General features: G+C 44.7%; 16 protein-coding genes. 10 read left to right on the top strand and 6 right to left on the bottom strand.

From position 1 onward, the window contains the following. Positions 1-81: 81 nt before the first annotated feature. A complete protein-coding gene (locus IEV61_RS05215) occupies positions 82-1,107 on the bottom strand; it encodes a LacI family DNA-binding transcriptional regulator (protein ID WP_188414488.1) in 1,026 nt (341 codons plus the stop codon). A 374-nt stretch (positions 1,108-1,481) separates the two neighbouring features. Beyond that, a complete protein-coding gene (locus IEV61_RS05220) occupies positions 1,482-1,892 on the bottom strand; it encodes a ribosomal maturation YjgA family protein (RefSeq protein WP_188414490.1) in 411 nt (136 codons plus the stop codon). A 214-nt stretch (positions 1,893-2,106) separates the two neighbouring features. Between IEV61_RS05220 and aspS the strand changes: the two genes are divergently transcribed. The 10 genes from aspS to IEV61_RS05270 all read left to right on the top strand — a co-directional run bounded on the left by aspS (position 2,107) and on the right by IEV61_RS05270 (position 12,381). Beyond that, entirely contained in the window at positions 2,107-3,852 is a 1,746-nt protein-coding gene (gene aspS, locus IEV61_RS05225; protein ID WP_188414492.1) for an aspartate--tRNA ligase, read from the top strand. Positions 3,853-3,863: 11 nt separating this feature from the next. Further along, positions 3,864-4,325 (top strand): FKBP-type peptidyl-prolyl cis-trans isomerase, encoded by a 462-nt coding sequence (locus tag IEV61_RS05230; protein WP_188414493.1) that lies wholly within the window; start codon positions 3,864-3,866, stop codon positions 4,323-4,325. Positions 4,326-4,480: 155 nt separating this feature from the next. Beyond that, the gene (locus tag IEV61_RS05235) at positions 4,481-4,978 is read left to right on the top strand and encodes a GNAT family N-acetyltransferase (protein ID WP_188414495.1); all 498 of its coding nucleotides are present in this window, start codon (positions 4,481-4,483) and stop codon (positions 4,976-4,978) included. Between the two features lie 105 nt (positions 4,979-5,083). Then, the gene (ileS, locus tag IEV61_RS05240; RefSeq protein ID WP_188414497.1) at positions 5,084-8,467 is read left to right on the top strand and encodes an isoleucine--tRNA ligase; all 3,384 of its coding nucleotides are present in this window, start codon (positions 5,084-5,086) and stop codon (positions 8,465-8,467) included. Beyond that, complete coding sequence (locus IEV61_RS05245) at positions 8,467-8,853, top strand: TraR/DksA family transcriptional regulator (protein WP_188414499.1); 387 nt, start codon at positions 8,467-8,469, stop codon at positions 8,851-8,853. The genes ileS and IEV61_RS05245 overlap by 1 nt, the downstream gene beginning before the upstream one ends. Before the next feature lie 3 nt (positions 8,854-8,856). Continuing rightward, positions 8,857-9,462, top strand: coding sequence for a lipoprotein signal peptidase (locus tag IEV61_RS05250; protein ID WP_188414501.1), 606 nt, complete (start codon positions 8,857-8,859; stop codon positions 9,460-9,462). A 178-nt stretch (positions 9,463-9,640) separates the two neighbouring features. Continuing rightward, positions 9,641-9,985 (top strand): hypothetical protein, encoded by a 345-nt coding sequence (locus IEV61_RS05255; protein WP_188414502.1) that lies wholly within the window; start codon positions 9,641-9,643, stop codon positions 9,983-9,985. 2 nt (positions 9,986-9,987) lie between these two features. Continuing rightward, on the top strand, positions 9,988-10,677 hold the full coding sequence (locus tag IEV61_RS05260; protein ID WP_188414504.1) for a peptidylprolyl isomerase: 690 nt from the start codon (positions 9,988-9,990) through the stop codon (positions 10,675-10,677). Positions 10,678-10,782: 105 nt separating this feature from the next. After that, positions 10,783-11,556, top strand: coding sequence for an exodeoxyribonuclease III (locus IEV61_RS05265; RefSeq protein WP_188414506.1), 774 nt, complete (start codon positions 10,783-10,785; stop codon positions 11,554-11,556). Between the two features lie 129 nt (positions 11,557-11,685). Beyond that, the gene (locus IEV61_RS05270) at positions 11,686-12,381 is read left to right on the top strand and encodes an SIMPL domain-containing protein (protein ID WP_188414508.1); all 696 of its coding nucleotides are present in this window, start codon (positions 11,686-11,688) and stop codon (positions 12,379-12,381) included. Positions 12,382-12,470: 89 nt separating this feature from the next. Here IEV61_RS05270 and IEV61_RS05275 read toward each other — a convergent pair whose 3' ends face one another. From IEV61_RS05275 to IEV61_RS05290, 4 genes are all read right to left on the bottom strand, one after another. Next, entirely contained in the window at positions 12,471-13,304 is an 834-nt protein-coding gene (locus tag IEV61_RS05275; protein ID WP_188414510.1) for an N-acetylmuramoyl-L-alanine amidase, read from the bottom strand. Between the two features lie 72 nt (positions 13,305-13,376). After that, the gene (ypfJ, locus tag IEV61_RS05280; RefSeq protein WP_188414512.1) at positions 13,377-14,225 is read right to left on the bottom strand and encodes a KPN_02809 family neutral zinc metallopeptidase; all 849 of its coding nucleotides are present in this window, start codon (positions 14,223-14,225) and stop codon (positions 13,377-13,379) included. Between the two features lie 176 nt (positions 14,226-14,401). After that, a complete protein-coding gene (locus IEV61_RS05285; protein ID WP_188414513.1) occupies positions 14,402-14,944 on the bottom strand; it encodes a YfiT family bacillithiol transferase in 543 nt (180 codons plus the stop codon). 136 nt (positions 14,945-15,080) lie between these two features. Then, entirely contained in the window at positions 15,081-16,781 is a 1,701-nt protein-coding gene (locus IEV61_RS05290; protein ID WP_188414515.1) for an amidase, read from the bottom strand. Positions 16,782-16,794 lie beyond the last annotated feature (13 nt).

A 16,794-nucleotide genomic window follows, 5' to 3' on the forward strand; every position in this document is an offset into this window, starting at 1 on the left:
AATAGGTAATCATATGTTGTATAATTGGTAAGTCAAACCTATGAAAACTAAACGGTTTTAGCAAAATGTAAAAAAAAAACTCTAAAGTTTTTTTGACGACGATTGCCTGATGATTAATTCGGGCTTCAAAATGATTTCAACAGGTGTAATTTGCTGATCGCCTTTGGCGTTAAGGTTCTTAAAAAGTGTTTCAATCAAGTGTTCCGAAAGTTCTTTCATGGGTTGCGCAACGGCACTGATAGGTGGATTAAAGACTTTAAAGAAAGCATGATCGTCAAAAGCAACTACACCTATTTGTTCTCCAATTACAAGCTGTTTTTGTTGAAGTGCTTCAAAGCCTCTTAATGCTAAATAATTGGTGGCAAAAAGTATAGCATCAATATTCTTGTTTTGTGTTAAGTAATCTATAATTTGTTGCACCAGTTTTTGGGGCTTTGCGCTAAACTCTACCTCAAGCAAATGCGGTATAAGTCCAGCGTCATCAATTGCTGCCTGGTAGCCTCTTAGCCGGTCGGCCATTTGTGTTTGCCCAGAATCCAGCGTTACAAAGGCAATATGCTTGTACTGTTGCTTTGCCAGGTGTTCTATGGCAGTTTTTGCACCATTATAGTTATCAATACCCACATAATTTGTTTTCAATTGCGGGAAATAACGGTCAAATAACACTGTAGGCAGGCCCTCGCTTAACAAGGAACTCACTTCATGTTCAATATCTTTAGGTGGAGTAACAATATAGCCATCTACATTACGCCCCCTCAGCATTCTTATAAGCTCTATCGTTTTTTTGGTATTGTTCTCTGTGCTGCAATAAATTATTTTATAACCTTTTTTATATGCTTTTTCTTCTATAAGGCGTGCTACACTCGCAAAAAAAACGTCTGCAATATCTTCTACCACCAAGCCTATAATTCTTGACTTACCTGTACGCAAACTTTGCCCAACGGTGTTAGGGTTATAATTCTTTTCTTTTACATAATCCAACACCCGCTGTGATAGCTTATCGCTAATACGCATCTCTTTTGCCTTACCGTTTAAAATGAATGATATTGTAGTAATTGAAATATTCAATTCCCGGGCAATATCATTCATAGAGATTTTTTTACTCATATTGGCTTATTAAGTAGATTTGTTATAGGCCTCAAATATACTTTGTTTAATGTTGTTTTTATGACAGTATGAATACGGTGTGTTTTATGTTTTAAACAACAAAAAGCCTGTCAGTATCTAATATGACTCTCTTAATTGGTAAACCTGATATGACTCGGAATCAGGAGATAGCCCTTTTATAAAATTCAATGTTTTGAGTGTAGACAGGCAAAGTGGAAAAACATAAATAGCACCTTCCTTTTAAAAAGCAGGCTGGTTAATTTGGTACAATAATTCATCCCTGCGAAATTATGGGATATACAGTAGCTTTCAGGAGCCGAGCGCTGTCCTCTACGTATAAAGCGGTAGAGTTGTATTGAGCATTGAGTAGCAAATCATTCAAACTCCCCCTCTCCCTCCCGAGGGAGGGAGAAAACTTGCTTTTCTCTATCTTTAATATCTGACAGACCATAACCCATGCCAACGCCTGCTGCGTAGGCCAGCAAATCGCTCCATAGAAAGCCCTGCCCTAAAATGAGCCTGCCGGGTAGTGTGCGGCGAAAACTGTTGATCCACGGTGCCTGGTATAGCTGGCTAAACTCAATAGCAAAGCAAAACAGCAGGCTTATAAGTGCTACTTGTTTTAATGGAGACGTAATCAATATGGCTCTTACAAGCAGGTAAACCATCAGTGCCCACAGCACATCACCTACCCATTGAGGAATAGCCGGTATCTGGCGCGACAGTAACCCTAAGGCAATTACTACAAATACGGCAATAAGGTATGGCAGGCGGGCTTTGAACATGCTTATAGTTGTTGGGTTAATTAGTTGCTACTTGTCTTTAAGTACAGAAACCTGCACCAAGATAGAAATTCTGTCAATTCTTTAATCCTGTCAATTCCGGTTCATGACTTTATGCATTAGGCTTACTACCTGCCCCTAAAACTAATCTAAACGCAAAAAAATACCAAATCCGAATTCAAAAAACTACTTTTGCAAACTTTATATACTTGGTATTATGCTTAGAACTCATACTTGTGGCGAATTAAATATCAGCCATTTAGGCCAAACCGTAACGTTATGCGGCTGGGTACAAAAATCGCGCGATTTGGGCGGAACCACGTTTATTGACGTGCGCGACCGCTATGGTTTAACACAATTGGTACTTAATACCGATACCGACGCCACGCTGCGCGAAGCCGGCCGCAACCTGGGCCGCGAGTTTGTAATTAAGGTAACGGGCAAGGTGTTAGAGCGTTCTAACAAGAACACTAAAATTCCTACCGGCGAGGTAGAAATAGCCGTCGAGGCTTTAACTATATTGAACGAAGCTAAAATACCTCCTTTCCTGATTGAGGATGAAACCGATGGCGGCGAGGAACTGCGTGCCAAATACCGTTACCTCGATCTGCGTCGTAATCCTATCCGCAACAACCTCATTATGCGTTCTAAAATAGCGCAGGAGATCCGTAAATATTTAGATGCCCAGAATTTTATTGAGGTAGAAACCCCGGTGCTTATAAAATCGACCCCAGAGGGTGCACGCGATTTTGTGGTGCCAAGCCGCATGAACCCGGGCGAATTTTACGCGCTGCCACAATCGCCACAAACTTTTAAGCAACTGCTGATGGTGAGCGGTTTCGACCGTTATTTCCAGATCGTTAAATGTTTCCGTGATGAAGATTTGCGTGCCGACCGCCAGCCGGAGTTTACGCAAATAGACTGCGAAATGTCGTTCATTGAGCAGGAAGATATCCTGAACATTTTCGAGGGCATGGCCCGCCACTTATTCAACACCGTAAAAGGTATTGAACTGGGCGATTTCCCACGTATGGATTATGCCGATGCCATGCGCCTGTACGGTTCTGATAAACCAGATATCCGTTTCGGGATGGAGTTTGTTGAACTGAACGACCTGGTTAAAGGCAAGAACTTTGGTGTGTTTGATAACGCTGAGCTGGTTATTGGCATTAACGCCAAAGGCAGCGCCGGCTATACCCGCAAACAGTTAGATGAACTGACCGAGTGGTTAAAACGTCCGCAAATTGGCGCTACCGGTTTAATTTATATGCGCCATAATGATGATGGCACCTTAAAATCATCGGTTGATAAGTTTTACAACGAAGAAGAGCTTCAAAAGTGGTCGGCTGCATTTGATACCAAGCCAGGCGATTTAATATTGATCCTGGCCGGACAAACCGACAAGGTGCGCAAGCAAATGAACGAGTTGCGCCTGGAAATGGGCACCCGCCTGGGCCTGCGCAGTAAAGATAAGTTTGCTCCGCTTTGGGTGGTAGATTTTCCACTCTTGGAGTTTGATGAAGAAAGCAACCGCTGGCATGCCATGCACCACCCTTTTACTTCGCCAAAACCCGAGGATATTGCCAAACTGGATACCGAGCCGGGCAGCGTACGCGCCAATGCTTACGATATGGTCATTAACGGTATCGAAGTAGGCGGTGGTTCTATCCGTATCCACGACCGTGAGGTGCAATCGTTGATGTTCAAACATTTGGGCTTTAGTCCGGAGGAAGCGCAAAAACAATTTGGCTTCTTATTAGATGCCTTTGAATTTGGTGCACCACCACATGGCGGTATTGCCTTAGGCTTCGACAGGTTGTGCTCTATTTTTGCCGGACTGGATTCAATCCGCGACGTGATCGCCTTCCCTAAAAATAACTCAGGTCGCGATGTCATGATCGATTCGCCATCTACCATCGCCGATGCACAGATGAAGGAATTAAATATAAAAACAACCGTATAATTCGTATAAATATGAAGAAATTACTAATGATATGCGGTTTTTTAGTGCTGGTAGCGTCGGCCTGTAAGAAAGATTCGTCGGACGATTACCCTGCACAGCAAGCCATTGTAGATGACACCCAAATACAGGCTTACATTGCCGCCAATAAAATAGTGGCTACTAAAGACCCATCGGGCGTATACTATTCTGTGCTTACACCCGGAACCGGGGCTTACCCAACCGTAAACTCTACGCTAACGGTTAATTACAGGGGAGAGTTTATCAACGGCAACGTGTTCGATAGCGGCAACCTCAGCAATTTTAACCTGAATGGCGTTATCAAAGGCTGGTATTACGGTGTTCCGCACATTAACACTGGCGGTCGTATACTGCTTATGATACCTTCTGGATTAGCCTACGGCCAACAGGGTCAGGGTACCATACCAGCCAATACTGTACTTGTATTTACCATCGATCTGCTTAGCTTTAAGTAGTAACAACATCTTTATAAAGTATCAAATGGCACCCGCCCTAAACAGAGCTTACTGGCTTTGTTTAGGGGCGGGTGTTTTTATGACAGGGTGATTTTAATTCCACTTGTTTATCAACTGGTTATGTTAAATTCGCATACATCATCAATTAAAAAGAAATGGTACAACTGCGTAATATAAATACGGTTAGTCCTGTGGAGATTCAGCAATTGGCTAACAATTATGCTGTTAAAAAGAACTTGCGCGATTTCTTTCCTTTTCCGTATGCTGTTGAAGATGCCGTAAGCTTTGTTGAATCAGCAGTAACGGGCTCCATGGGTCATGTATTTGCGCTCTACCTCGAAGAGACTTTTATTGGCATTGGTAGTTTGATTCCGAAGATGTATGAACACCGTATCAATGCCGAAATTGGCTACTGGATAGGAGAACCGTACTGGGGAAAAGGATATGCCACAGCAGCGGTTAAACAACTGACCCGGTTTGCATTTGAGGAACTTGGTCTTCTCCGCATATATGCAGGCGTATATGACTACAATAACGCCTCTATGCGGGTATTGGAAAAAGCCGGCTTTCAAAAGGAAGCAATAATGCACTCTTCCGTTATCAAGGAAGGTAAACTTCATGATGAACATGTATACAGCATCAGGAAAGTATAAAAAGCAACACAGGCAATAATGTAATTTCAAGCTTTGGCATTACCGCTTAATTATTCCCCCAAAAATCCGTATTTTTGCACCTCTTAATTTTTGTGGAAAACACTGATGTACAAGGAATATAAACAGCTCAATTTATCGCAGATAGGCAAAGACGTACTGGAGTTTTGGAAAGAAAACAGCATTTTCGAAAAAAGCATCAGCAGTCGCCCGGCCAGTAACCCTTATACTTTTTACGAAGGACCGCCATCGGCCAATGGTATGCCCGGCATTCACCACGTAATGGCGCGTTCGGTTAAAGATATTTTTTGCCGTTATAAAACGCTAAAGGGTTACCAGGTTAAGCGTAAAGGCGGCTGGGATACCCACGGCTTGCCAATTGAACTGGCGGTCGAAAAATCTTTAGGCATCACTAAAGACGATATTGGCAAAAAGATTTCCATTGAAGACTACAACGCTGCCTGCCGTAAGGAGGTTATGCGCTATACCGACATCTGGAACGACCTTACCCTGAAAATGGGCTACTGGGTTGATTTAGAGAACCCGTACGTAACTTACGAAAACGAGTATATTGAGACCCTATGGTGGATCCTGAAACAACTGCACGATAAAGACCTGCTGTACAAAGGCTATACGGTGCAGCCTTATTCACCAAAATCGGGCACGGGCTTAAGCTCGCACGAATTGAACCAGCCGGGTACCTATAAAATGGTGAAAGATACCACCATTACCGCCCAGTTTAAGGTAAAGCGCGATCAGGATTCTGAATTTTTGTTCAACGGTATAAATACCGATGTATTTATCCTGGCCTGGACCACAACCCCTTGGACTTTACCATCAAACTGCGCCCTGGCAGTAGGTGAAAACATTAATTACGCACAAATTAACACCTTTAACCCTTACACCTACAAACCTGTAAGCGTAGTATTAGCCAAAGATTTAATAGGCAAATACTTTAAAGCCGATGGTGAAAATGCATCGTTCGATGATTATAAAGACGGTGATAAAATAATACCCTGGAAAATACAGGCCGAAGTTAAAGGCGCACAGCTTTTAGGCCTGCACTACTACCAGCTGATGCCTTATGTAACCAATGAGGACCTTGAGAAAAACGCTTTCCGCGTTATCCCGGCCGATTTTGTGACCACCGATGATGGTACCGGCATTGTACACACCGCCTCAGTTTTTGGTGCGGATGACTTTAGAGCCTGTAAGGAAAACAACGTTCCCTCAGTAATGGTGTTGGATGAAACAGGCAAGGAAGTGCCACTGGTAAACAAGCAAGGCCGCTTTGTAGATGAAGTGACCGATTTTGCCGGCCGCTACGTTAAAGAAGAATACTACAGCGATGCCGAACGTGCCGCCCCTGATTTCCGCGCTACCGATGTGCAGATAGCCATCATGCTGAAAGAAGAGAACAAGGCGTTCGACGTTAAAAAATACGAGCACAGCTACCCGCACTCCTGGCGCTCTGATGAACCTATTTTATACTACCCCTTAGATAGCTGGTTTATCCGTACCACGGCGGTTAAAGAAAAGCTGATAGCCCTCAATAAAACCATTAACTGGAAACCCGAAAGTACTGGTACCGGCCGTTTTGGTAATTGGCTGGAAAACTTGGTAGACTGGAACTTGTCGCGCTCACGCTACTGGGGTACGCCGTTGCCTATCTGGCGCGAAGAGAACGGTGCCGAAGAAATTTGCATTGGCTCTATTGCCCAACTGGAGCAAGAGATAGATAGATCTATTAAAGCCGGCTTTATGCCCGAGGGCTTTAAGCTAAACGATCTGCATCGCCCATATGTGGATGATGTAATCCTGGTATCTTCTACCGGCAACAAAATGCTGCGTGAGCCTGATCTGATCGATGTTTGGTTCGATTCGGGTGCTATGCCTTATGCACAATGGCATTTTCCGTTTGAGAATAAAGAAGAATTTGGCAAAGCCTATCCGGCCGATTTTATTGCCGAAGGTGTTGATCAAACCCGTGGCTGGTTCTTTACCCTGCATGCTATAGCGGTAATGCTGAGCGAAGCCAGCGACGAGATCAAAGCCGTAAACGCTTCCATTGGCAACCAAGGTATCGCCTTTAAAAACGTAATATCTAATGGACTGGTGCTGGATAAGAACGGCAACAAGATGTCTAAACGTTTAGGCAACGGCGTTGATCCTTTTGCTACTATTGAGCAATACGGTGCCGATGCCGCCCGTTGGTATATGATCAGCAATGCATCCCCTTGGGATAACCTTAAATTTAACCTGGAAGGATTAGACGAAGTACGCCGTAAGTTTTTCGGTACGCTGTATAACACCTATTCGTTTTTTGCCCTGTATGCCAATATTGATGGTTTCAATTACAGCGAGCCGGAAGTTGAGTTAAGTCAGCGCCCCGAAATTGACCGTTGGATATTGTCGTTATTGAACACCTTAACGCAGGAGGTTGACGGCTACTTTGCCGAGTTTGAACCTACCAAGGCTGCCCGTGCCATTCAGGATTATGTGGATGCGCATTTGAGCAACTGGTATGTACGTTTAAGCCGTCGCCGTTTCTGGAAATCAGATAATTCGGCCGACAAAATTTCAGCTTACCAAACGTTATATACTTGTTTGGTGACGATCTCTAAATTGATGTCGCCTATTGCACCGTTCTTTGCCGAGCGTTTGTTTAACGATTTAAATACTGCTACCGGTAAAGAAGAATTTGCATCTGTTCACTTGGCCGATTTCCCTGTTTACCATGCCGAACTGGTAGATAAGCAACTGGAAGAACGGATGCAATTAGCGCAAGATATTTCGTCGTTAACGTTATCGCTCCGTAAAAAAGTGGGCATCAATGTGCGCCAGCCGTTGAGCAAGATCTTATTACCTATCCTCAATAAAGATTTTGAGCAGCATGTAGAGCAGGTCAAAGAGTTGATCCTTTCTGAAACCAACATCAAGGCTATTGAGTACATTACCGATACTGCCGGCTTCATCAAACGCAAGATCAAACCTAACTTTAAAGCCCTGGGCCAAAAAGTGGGTAAGGATATGAAAGCGGTGGCCGAAGTAATCAACAACTTCAGCCAGGAAGATATAGCCAAGCTGGAAGCAGATGGTCAGATCTCGATACTTGATACTAAATACTCGATACTACCATCTGAAGTAGAAATTATTGCCGAAGATGTTCCGGGTTGGCAGGTTGCAAACCTGGGCAAACTAACCGTGGCTTTAGATGTTACCCTTACCAAAGAATTGGAGCAGGAAGGTACATCGCGCGAGTTGATTAACCGGATCCAAAATTTGCGTAAGGAGAATGGCTTTGAGGTTACCGATAAGATCAATGTAAGCATCAGCGATCAGCCGGTTATCCGCCAAGCGGTTGAAAGCAATTTATCCTATATTTGCGCCGAAATTTTAGCGGTTGATATTCAGTTGGATAGCACACCATTTGACGGTACAACTGTAGTGATCAACGGAATTGAAATACAAATATCTATCAATAAAATATAATGAGCACACCACAAACAGAAAGAACAAGATATTCAGACAGCGAGCTCCAAGAGTTTAAAGATCTGATACTGGACAAGATCCGCGTAGCTCGCGAAGAGTTGAATGCCTTAGCCTCATCGTTAAGCAACCCTAACCTCAACGGCACCGATGATACCGCAGGTACTTACAAAACGCTGGAAGATGGTTCGGCCACGTTAGAAAAAGAATCAATCAATCAACTGGCTGCCCGCCAAAAGAAATTTATTGAGCAGTTAGAAGCCGCTTTGGTACGTATTGAAACCAAAAGCTACGGTGTTTGCCGCGTAACGGGTAAGCTTATTCCTAAAGAGCGCCTGCGTGCGGTACCGCATACCACCATGAGCATGGAAGCTAAACTGAAGCAGTAATACATGAAGGCATCTTACGTTAAACCTTTCCTTTTAGCCGCACTGGTGGTCCTGGCCGATCAGCTTATCAAAATTTGGGTGCGCAACAATATGTACATGGGTCAGGAAATACATTTCCTGGGCGAGCGTGGTATGTTGCTCTACACCGAAAATAACGGTATGGCCTTTGGCCTCGAACTTGGAGGCGTTGCCGGTAAGCTGGCGTTAACGCTGTTCCGTATTGTGGCGGTAGCCGGTATTGGCTACGGTTTGGTTTACTTAATAAAACATAAATATAACCGCGGCCTCATTTTGAATGTTGCTTTGATATTTGCTGGTGCGCTGGGCAATATTATCGATTCTACCTTTTACGGTATCATCTATAATTATGCCCCTATATTTCAGGGCCGCGTGGTTGATATGTTTTATTTCCCGTTGATAACAGGACATTTTCCAACATGGATGCCCATTTGGGCAGGTGAGGAGTTCAAGTTTTTCCGACCTATCTTTAACCTGGCCGATTCGGCCATTTCATTAGGCGTTATCCTTATCCTCATCTATCAAAACCATTACTTCAAAAAGCAGGAAGAAGAAGCAAGCAGCCCGCACAGTGAGGTTGTTGAAGAATAATTTTTTTTGATGTGCAAATGCGTTGATACGCAGATGTGCAAATGATATAAAAATAAGAAAGCCGCTTCGTAAAAGCGGCTTTCTTATTTTCATGCAACAACATTAATGGTTCACAGGATTTTATCTTGTGCCTTGTCTCTTGCTTCTTCTCTCTGTTTTCTTCCTTATCTTTATCCCTATGAAACCCTCGGAAATAAATGCGAAATGGAACCAGTTGCAGAAACGTATTGCCGAAGACTTTGATACCGACCTGCCCGATATGAAGGTAATGCTCTTCCTCATTGGTGTGCAGGAACTGGGGCAGGGGCCTAAAAAGTTTACCAAGCGCCAAAAAGAAGAACTGATGCACATAGCCACCTGCAAATTATTTAGCCAAATGGGCTTTTATGAACTGGAAGGTGCCGACCAGGACGGTTGGCCACATTGGAAACTGGTGAAACCTATTCCTGGCTATACCTTATTGGAACAAGAGATGATGATGAAGTCGCTCGTGATCACTTACTTTGAAGATATGGAAGGCTAAACATGAAAAAACTCTTAACCTTTTGTTTTTTACTTGCCGCAACCACCCTGCTGGCCAAACCGCCCAAAAATCAGTACGTACGCATTAAAACTGCTTACGGGCAGGTTATTATTCGCTTATACAATCAAACGCCTAAGCACCGCGATAACTTCATAAAACTCACCAAGCAGGGCTTTTACAACGGTACGCTGTTTCACCGGGTAATTCAAAACTTCATGATCCAGGGCGGCGACCCAGATTCGCGCGGGGCTAAGCCCGGGCAGGAACTGGGCGACGGCGGCCCCAAGTATACCGTACCCGCCGAGTTTAGAGACAGCCTGTTTCATAAACGTGGCGTGCTGGCCGCCGCCCGCGATGATAACCCGGCCAAGGCATCCAGCAGCAGCCAGTTCTACATTGTAGAAGGCAAACGTATTACCGATGGCCGGTTGGATACACTGGAGCAAACTCGCCTGAAAGGCTTTAAAGTACCTGCATGGCAACGCACGGTTTATAAAACTGTAGGCGGTACACCACAATTAGATCATGGCTATACAGTTTATGGCGAAGTAGTAAGCGGCATTGATATGGTAGACCTGATTGCCGCCGTGGAAAAAGACAAGAAGGACCGCCCGCTTAAAGATGTGCCCATGACGGTAGAATTGCTGAAGAAGAAAGAATGCAAGCAGCTGGATAAGTTGTTGAACTTATAGATACAAATTATGTCATTGCGAGTGATAGCGTGGCAATCGCAAGGCGACCAGTCTAAATGGGATTGCCACGCTATCACTCGCAATGACATTATGAAAATTTAACCAATGAAGATCATTACCTATAACGTGAACGGCATACGTTCGGCCATGACCAAGGGCTGGCTTAGCTGGCTGCAGGCTACCGATGCCGATGTAATATGTTTACAAGAAATTAAAGCTACCCCCGATGTACTGACCGACCTGTTTTTAGTGGAGCAAATGGGTTACCAGCATTATTGGTACCCTGCCGAAAAAAAGGGGTATAGTGGTACTGCCATCTTTACTAAGCACACACCCAAACATGTAGAATACGGCTGCGGCATTGAAGATTTTGACCGCGAAGGCCGCAATATCAGGGTAGATTTTGAAGATATATCGGTCATGAGCGTATACTTCCCTTCGGGTTCCAGCGGAGATGAACGGCAGGTATTTAAGTACCGCTTTTTAGATGAGTTTGGTGAGTATTTAAACCAGCTTAAATGGGCTTACCCTAAACTGGTAGTATGTGGCGATTACAATATTTGCCACAAGCCTATTGATATCCACAACCCAAAATCTAACGCTAACTCATCGGGTTTTTTGCCAGAGGAGCGTGCCTGGATGGATATGTTTTGCGAGTCGGGCTTTATAGATTCATTCCGTCATATGAACAAGGAGCCGCACAATTACAGCTGGTGGAGCTTCCGGGCCAATTCGCGAGCCAAGAACCTGGGCTGGCGTATTGATTACAACATGGTAACCAAAGAACTGGAACAGGCCATTAAACGCGCTGCTATTTTACCTGAGGCCCGCCATTCTGACCATTGTCCTGTGTTATTAGAATTGGATGTTGCAATTTAGCAGTTGGACGACTATGTGCATTGCCTACTAAACCTTTTCGAGGTGTGCTTGTCCATAGTTGTATAAAAACCGGCACGTGTTGCATTAGAGCACCCGGCCTCGTACTAATAACAAATGATACACACAACCATGAAAAAATTATTGCTTTTAGCTGCCCTACTTACCGTTACCATTACCGGCTTTGCCCAAAATGTAGACCTGCGCCGTAAAATTGAAGTTACCGGCAGCGCCGAACAAGAAGTTACCCCCGATATTATTTATGTAGCCATATCGCTTAAAGAATACATGAACGGCAAGAACAAGGTGGATATTAGTACGCTTGAACGCCAGCTTCAAAAAGCCGTTACCGAGGCCGGGATTAGTAAAGAGGATTTTATGATCAACAACATATCATCTTACAACTACGTTATCGACAAGAAAAAGAACCCGGACTTTTTGGCCAGCAAACAATACCGCATTAAAGTGCGCGATTTGAACGCCATTAACACCATCTTAAGTAAAGTAGATGATAAAGGCATACAGTCGACCGGGGTTGATAGTTATGATTACTCTAAATTGGCCGAACTTCGTCAAACCCTTAAAATAAAAGCACTGCAAGCCGCCCGTGAAAAAGCCACATACTTATTAAACAGCATTGGCGAAAAATTAGGCGGCGCTATAGATATTCAGGATATTGAGAATGAGCCCCTGAACCAACCTGTATACAATGTGCGCATGTTTAAAACAGCCATGGCGGCAGATATGGTCGAAAACGTAGAGCCTATTGATTTCAAGAAGATCAAATTGAATTACCAGGTGAGGGCAGTTTTCGAAATAGTGAAGTAAAGCCCCTCCTAATCCTCCCCGGGAGGGAGGACTTTTTGATATGAGCCCTTTCTTAGCCCCCTCCCTTCCGGGGAGGGCTGGGGAGGGGCTTAATATTTTTTATACACGTTGTACAACACGTTCAAATCAAGCTGCGTTAACTGCGGACTTACATCTTTTTGGATGAAATGAAGTTTGAATGCAGTAACGGCCGCCTGTAAATTCCTGGTATCGTAACCAATAACCCGTAAAGCAGCTATGTAATCAAAGTTTTCGGGGGCAAGTTCCAGCACGTCATCGCTCCAATAGCCAAAGCCATTTTTAGCCAGCGTTTGCCACGGGAAATAAGCGCTTGGATCGGTTTTACGACCGGGAGCAATATCCGAGTGACCAATAAAATTAGCAGTGGGGATATTGTAGGCTTTTTTCAGCTTTGCCAGTAACAGGATGAGGCTTTTTATTTGCGCGTCCTGAAAAGGTTCCAAGCCGTTGTTATCAATTTCAATACCAATAGAGCAACTGTTCATATCGGTAACGCTACCCCATTTGCTTACACCGGCATGCCATGAGCGCAGGTAATCGTTCAGCATGTGGTATACCTTACCGTCGCGGCTTACCACGTAATGGGCACTTACCTGGGTACGCACCAGCGTAAAGGTGTTCAACGTTTGCTTAACCGAATCTTGCGCCGTATGGTGTATGATAACGTAATTAGGTTTACGCAGATTAAAATTCACCGTACTCACAAACTCCGAAGGAATACGTTTCCCCGCACTATCGGTCAAGGCTACCGTATCCTGTATTTTGGCAATATCCAGCAGGCTATCTATCTGGCTTTTGTAAACCTTGGTACTGTTATTAACAACAGTAACGGGCTTACGGGTTTTGCAGGAAGAAATTGCGATAACAGCAAAAACGACTAAAAAATAAGGCCTGAAATTCATAAAATAACTTGATTGCTTAAATAGCAATTGAAGGCCTAAGGTAAGCAATCATACAATTCTTTCAGTCGCATATTAATTCAAATCAGGGCTGTTAAACGTATCTCCCTGCTTTACATCACCGGTTTCGAAACCTTTTTTAAACCAGTAAACGCGTTGGGCGCTGGTGCCGTGTGTAAATGAGTCGGGCGATACCTGTCCCTTGGTTAACCTATCGTCGCCAATGGCGTTGGCTGCGTTCAGGGCTTCGCCTATATCGCCGGCCTCTAATAAGCCTCGTTTATTTTCATAGTAAGCCCAAACACCGGCATAGAAATCGGCTTGTAACTCCAACTTAACCGATAGCTTGTTATATTCCTCTTCGCTTAATTGCTGGCGCGCCTGATCCATTTTGTCGGATACACCTAAAAGCTTTTGCACATGGTGACCTACCTCGTGCGCTATTACGTAAGCACGGGCAAAATCGCCGGCGGCACCAAAGCGTTGCTCCAATTCGGTAAAAAATGAAAGATCTAAAAATACTTTTTGGTCGCCCGGGCAATAGAAAGGGCCTGTAGCCGAACCTGCAAAGCCGCAGCCGCTGGTTTCTACACCTTCTTCAAAAAAGTGAATGGTGGGTTCTTTATAGGTACGGCCCATATCTTTAAAAAGCTGGTTCCAGGTATCTTCGGTATCGGCCAGCACCACACGGGCAAACTTTTGCTCATCGCTTTTAGATTGGGTAAGCTTGGTATTTTGCTGCGTGCCCTGGCTTTGTCCACTGTTACCACCCTGCAACATTTCGGTAGGGTTTACGCCGGTGAACATATAGATCACAAAGCCAATAATTCCTAAAACACCGCCGCCTAAGGCCATACGGCCTCCGCCACCACTGCTGCTGCCTTCTTCGGCGTTACTGCTTTCGCGTCTGCCCATCCATTGCATAGTATCTGTAATTTAAAGTGTTCACAAGTAACAGCAAAGCACAGCTATTGTTTAAGGATAGTAAGATTGACAGAGCTGCTGCGTAAGCATCATTTTATAGTTAAATTTTAAACAAACAACCGCATAACGCTTACAAGTTATGCGGTTGCTACAATATTCAATAAAATCTTATTATACTATAAACTCCACTGCTTCATAGTTTGGGTAATATGAGCCAGGTGGTGGTTGCTATGCCAGGCGTACATGGCCGCAGTTCTTTGTAAATCGGGGGTTCCCGGCCTTTCAGGGTGCACGTAGGTGCGCTGCCACTCGGTTTCGGTAAAACTCTCCAACAAAGCTACCATGTGCAGGTGCAGGCCTTCCAGCGTTTTTAACGAACACTCAATGGGCAGGCGATAATCAACCTGTAGGGCCCAACCAGCCTCATCATAAGGTTTAATGGTAGGGTTTTCCTCAGTTAAGGCCAGCTTAAAACGCATCAGGGCATTCATGTGGCTATCGGCCAGGTGGTGAACCACCTGCTTTAACGTCCACCCACCGGGGCGATAAGTGGTGTTCATTTGAGCGTCCGTTAGTTGGATAACGGCCTGGCGCAAACGGCCGGGCAAGGTTTTAATGGTTTCTATATAGCCACGCAAATCTTCATCGGTAAACGTAGCCGGAGGTTGAAATTTACCTGTAGGGTAGCGCAGTTGTTCGTCGGTTATGGTAGTATCCATGATTTTATATATTGTTAGATAGGTGATTTGTCGGTCTGAGCTTGTCGAAGACTTAGCAAGGCGGCTAATGCTTCGACAAGCTCAGCATGACAATAGTATTATTATAAAGCCCTCCCTTCCCAGAGGAGGGGTTGCCTTAATTCAGATTAGGATGCTTTTTATGAAAATCGGTAGCATCCTGGTAAACCTTAGCCGCTTGCAGCATTTTGCCCTCGCCAAACAACTGGCCCATAAAGGTAATACTCATGGGGCGGCCACGCTGGTTAAAGCCATTAGGTAAAACCACACAAGGGTTACCGGTAAGGTTGGTCATGCTCAGGTTAGTGCTTGATGAAGGGGTAATATACAAGTCTAAACCTTTCAGCTTCTCGTACCAGGCTTGAATCAGCAACGTACGGGCACGGTTAGCCTGAATATATTCAGCGGCCGAAATAAACTGCGAGGCACGGAAAATATTAGGCCAGGCATTTTTATGCTGCTGCACCAGCAGATCGTCTTTATGGTTCAATACAAGTTCCTGGAAAGCAGCTCCAGCTTCGGCATCCAGTATAAAGGTCATGGCGCCAATTGGCATTTGCGGGTAATCAATCGGTACCAATTCGGCACCTAAATCTTTCAACTTGGCCAGGGTGGCCGAGTCTGTTGCATGGTTAGGGATAGCGCGTTTATTTGCACCAGTTCCGTAATAAGCACGGTCAAAATCTGCTTTTACATATCCTATTTTATACCCTTTTAAACTTTTAACCGAGCCATCGTAGTTAAACGGTGCGGCAATGGTGCTTAAATCTTTATCGTCGGGGCCTTGTATGGTGTTAAACACAATAGCCGCATCTTCTACGCTGCGAGCAATAGGGCCCAGCTTATCCATACTCCAGCTTAAAGCCATAGCACCGTATTTACTTACCCGGCCAAATGAGGGGCGCAGGCCGGTATCACCACACTCTGTAGAGGGCGACACGATAGAGCCCAGCGTTTCGGACCCGATGGCATAAGGCAAACAACCGGCACTCACTGCCGAAGCCGAGCCTGCCGATGAACCGCTGGAACCGCGGGTAATATCCCAGGGGTTCTTGGTTTTGCCGCCAAACCAAACATCGCCCATGGCTAATTCGCCCAGGGTGGTTTTTACAATCAGGATGCCCCCGGCGGCTTCCAGCTTGCTTACCACGGTAGCATCTACATTTAATTGCTGGTCTTTATAGGCGTTAGAACCAAAGGTGGTTTTATAGTCTTTTTGTGCCAGCAAGTCTTTCACCCCAAAAGGGATGCCGTGTAATACGCCCTTATAGCGGCCTGCCTTAATTTCGGCATCGGCCTCAGCTGCTTTTTTCAGCGCGCGCTCTTCGGTTATGGTAATGGCAAACTGTAGTTTAGGGTTATACTTTTTAAGCCGGTCTATAAAAAACTGCGTTAGCTCTACACTGCTGATCTGTTTGGTTTTGATGAGATCGGCCAACTGCCGGATGGTGTAAAAAGCCATCTCGCTTTTATCGGCAGGTAGTTTAGTGTCAGCCGTTTTATCCTGCTTAAAGCCGCTTTTAGCATCGGGGTTAGCAAAGCCAACCGGCACCGGGTTAAAGGTAAGTGCCGGTACTATGCTATTAGGCATATTGAGCTTGTGCAGCGCATCATAAGAATTATTGAAGCCCTCAAGCATATTCAGCATTGAGTCGGCCTGAGCGGGGGTGAAGCTTTGGCCGATAATTTTTTCGGCTTCCTGAACAATGCCTACCGTTAAGGGCACACTTTCAAATCTCCTGATCATAAAAGCGCCCGACGCAAAGCTTAAAACACCAACGGTAGCCAACGTGAGGTATTTTGTTACACTATTATTCATTTATAGTAAAAGG

Source organism: Mucilaginibacter galii, assembly GCF_014635825.1.
Taxonomy (GTDB): domain Bacteria; phylum Bacteroidota; class Bacteroidia; order Sphingobacteriales; family Sphingobacteriaceae; genus Mucilaginibacter; species Mucilaginibacter galii.

What these genes read in the sequence shown, in the direction of transcription:
- IEV61_RS05215 (WP_188414488.1), bottom strand. Translation starts at nt 1,107, where the DNA reads ATGAGTAAAAAAATCTCTATGAATGATATTGCCCGGGAATTGAATATT.
- IEV61_RS05220 (WP_188414490.1), bottom strand. Translation starts at nt 1,892, where the DNA reads ATGTTCAAAGCCCGCCTGCCATACCTTATTGCCGTATTTGTAGTAATT.
- aspS (WP_188414492.1), top strand. Translation starts at nt 2,107, where the DNA reads ATGCTTAGAACTCATACTTGTGGCGAATTAAATATCAGCCATTTAGGC.
- IEV61_RS05230 (WP_188414493.1), top strand. Translation starts at nt 3,864, where the DNA reads ATGAAGAAATTACTAATGATATGCGGTTTTTTAGTGCTGGTAGCGTCG.
- IEV61_RS05235 (WP_188414495.1), top strand. Translation starts at nt 4,481, where the DNA reads ATGGTACAACTGCGTAATATAAATACGGTTAGTCCTGTGGAGATTCAG.
- ileS (WP_188414497.1), top strand. Translation starts at nt 5,084, where the DNA reads ATGTACAAGGAATATAAACAGCTCAATTTATCGCAGATAGGCAAAGAC.
- IEV61_RS05245 (WP_188414499.1), top strand. Translation starts at nt 8,467, where the DNA reads ATGAGCACACCACAAACAGAAAGAACAAGATATTCAGACAGCGAGCTC.
- IEV61_RS05250 (WP_188414501.1), top strand. Translation starts at nt 8,857, where the DNA reads ATGAAGGCATCTTACGTTAAACCTTTCCTTTTAGCCGCACTGGTGGTC.
- IEV61_RS05255 (WP_188414502.1), top strand. Translation starts at nt 9,641, where the DNA reads ATGAAACCCTCGGAAATAAATGCGAAATGGAACCAGTTGCAGAAACGT.
- IEV61_RS05260 (WP_188414504.1), top strand. Translation starts at nt 9,988, where the DNA reads ATGAAAAAACTCTTAACCTTTTGTTTTTTACTTGCCGCAACCACCCTG.
- IEV61_RS05265 (WP_188414506.1), top strand. Translation starts at nt 10,783, where the DNA reads ATGAAGATCATTACCTATAACGTGAACGGCATACGTTCGGCCATGACC.
- IEV61_RS05270 (WP_188414508.1), top strand. Translation starts at nt 11,686, where the DNA reads ATGAAAAAATTATTGCTTTTAGCTGCCCTACTTACCGTTACCATTACC.
- IEV61_RS05275 (WP_188414510.1), bottom strand. Translation starts at nt 13,304, where the DNA reads ATGAATTTCAGGCCTTATTTTTTAGTCGTTTTTGCTGTTATCGCAATT.
- ypfJ (WP_188414512.1), bottom strand. Translation starts at nt 14,225, where the DNA reads ATGCAATGGATGGGCAGACGCGAAAGCAGTAACGCCGAAGAAGGCAGC.
- IEV61_RS05285 (WP_188414513.1), bottom strand. Translation starts at nt 14,944, where the DNA reads ATGGATACTACCATAACCGACGAACAACTGCGCTACCCTACAGGTAAA.
- IEV61_RS05290 (WP_188414515.1), bottom strand. Translation starts at nt 16,781, where the DNA reads ATGAATAATAGTGTAACAAAATACCTCACGTTGGCTACCGTTGGTGTT.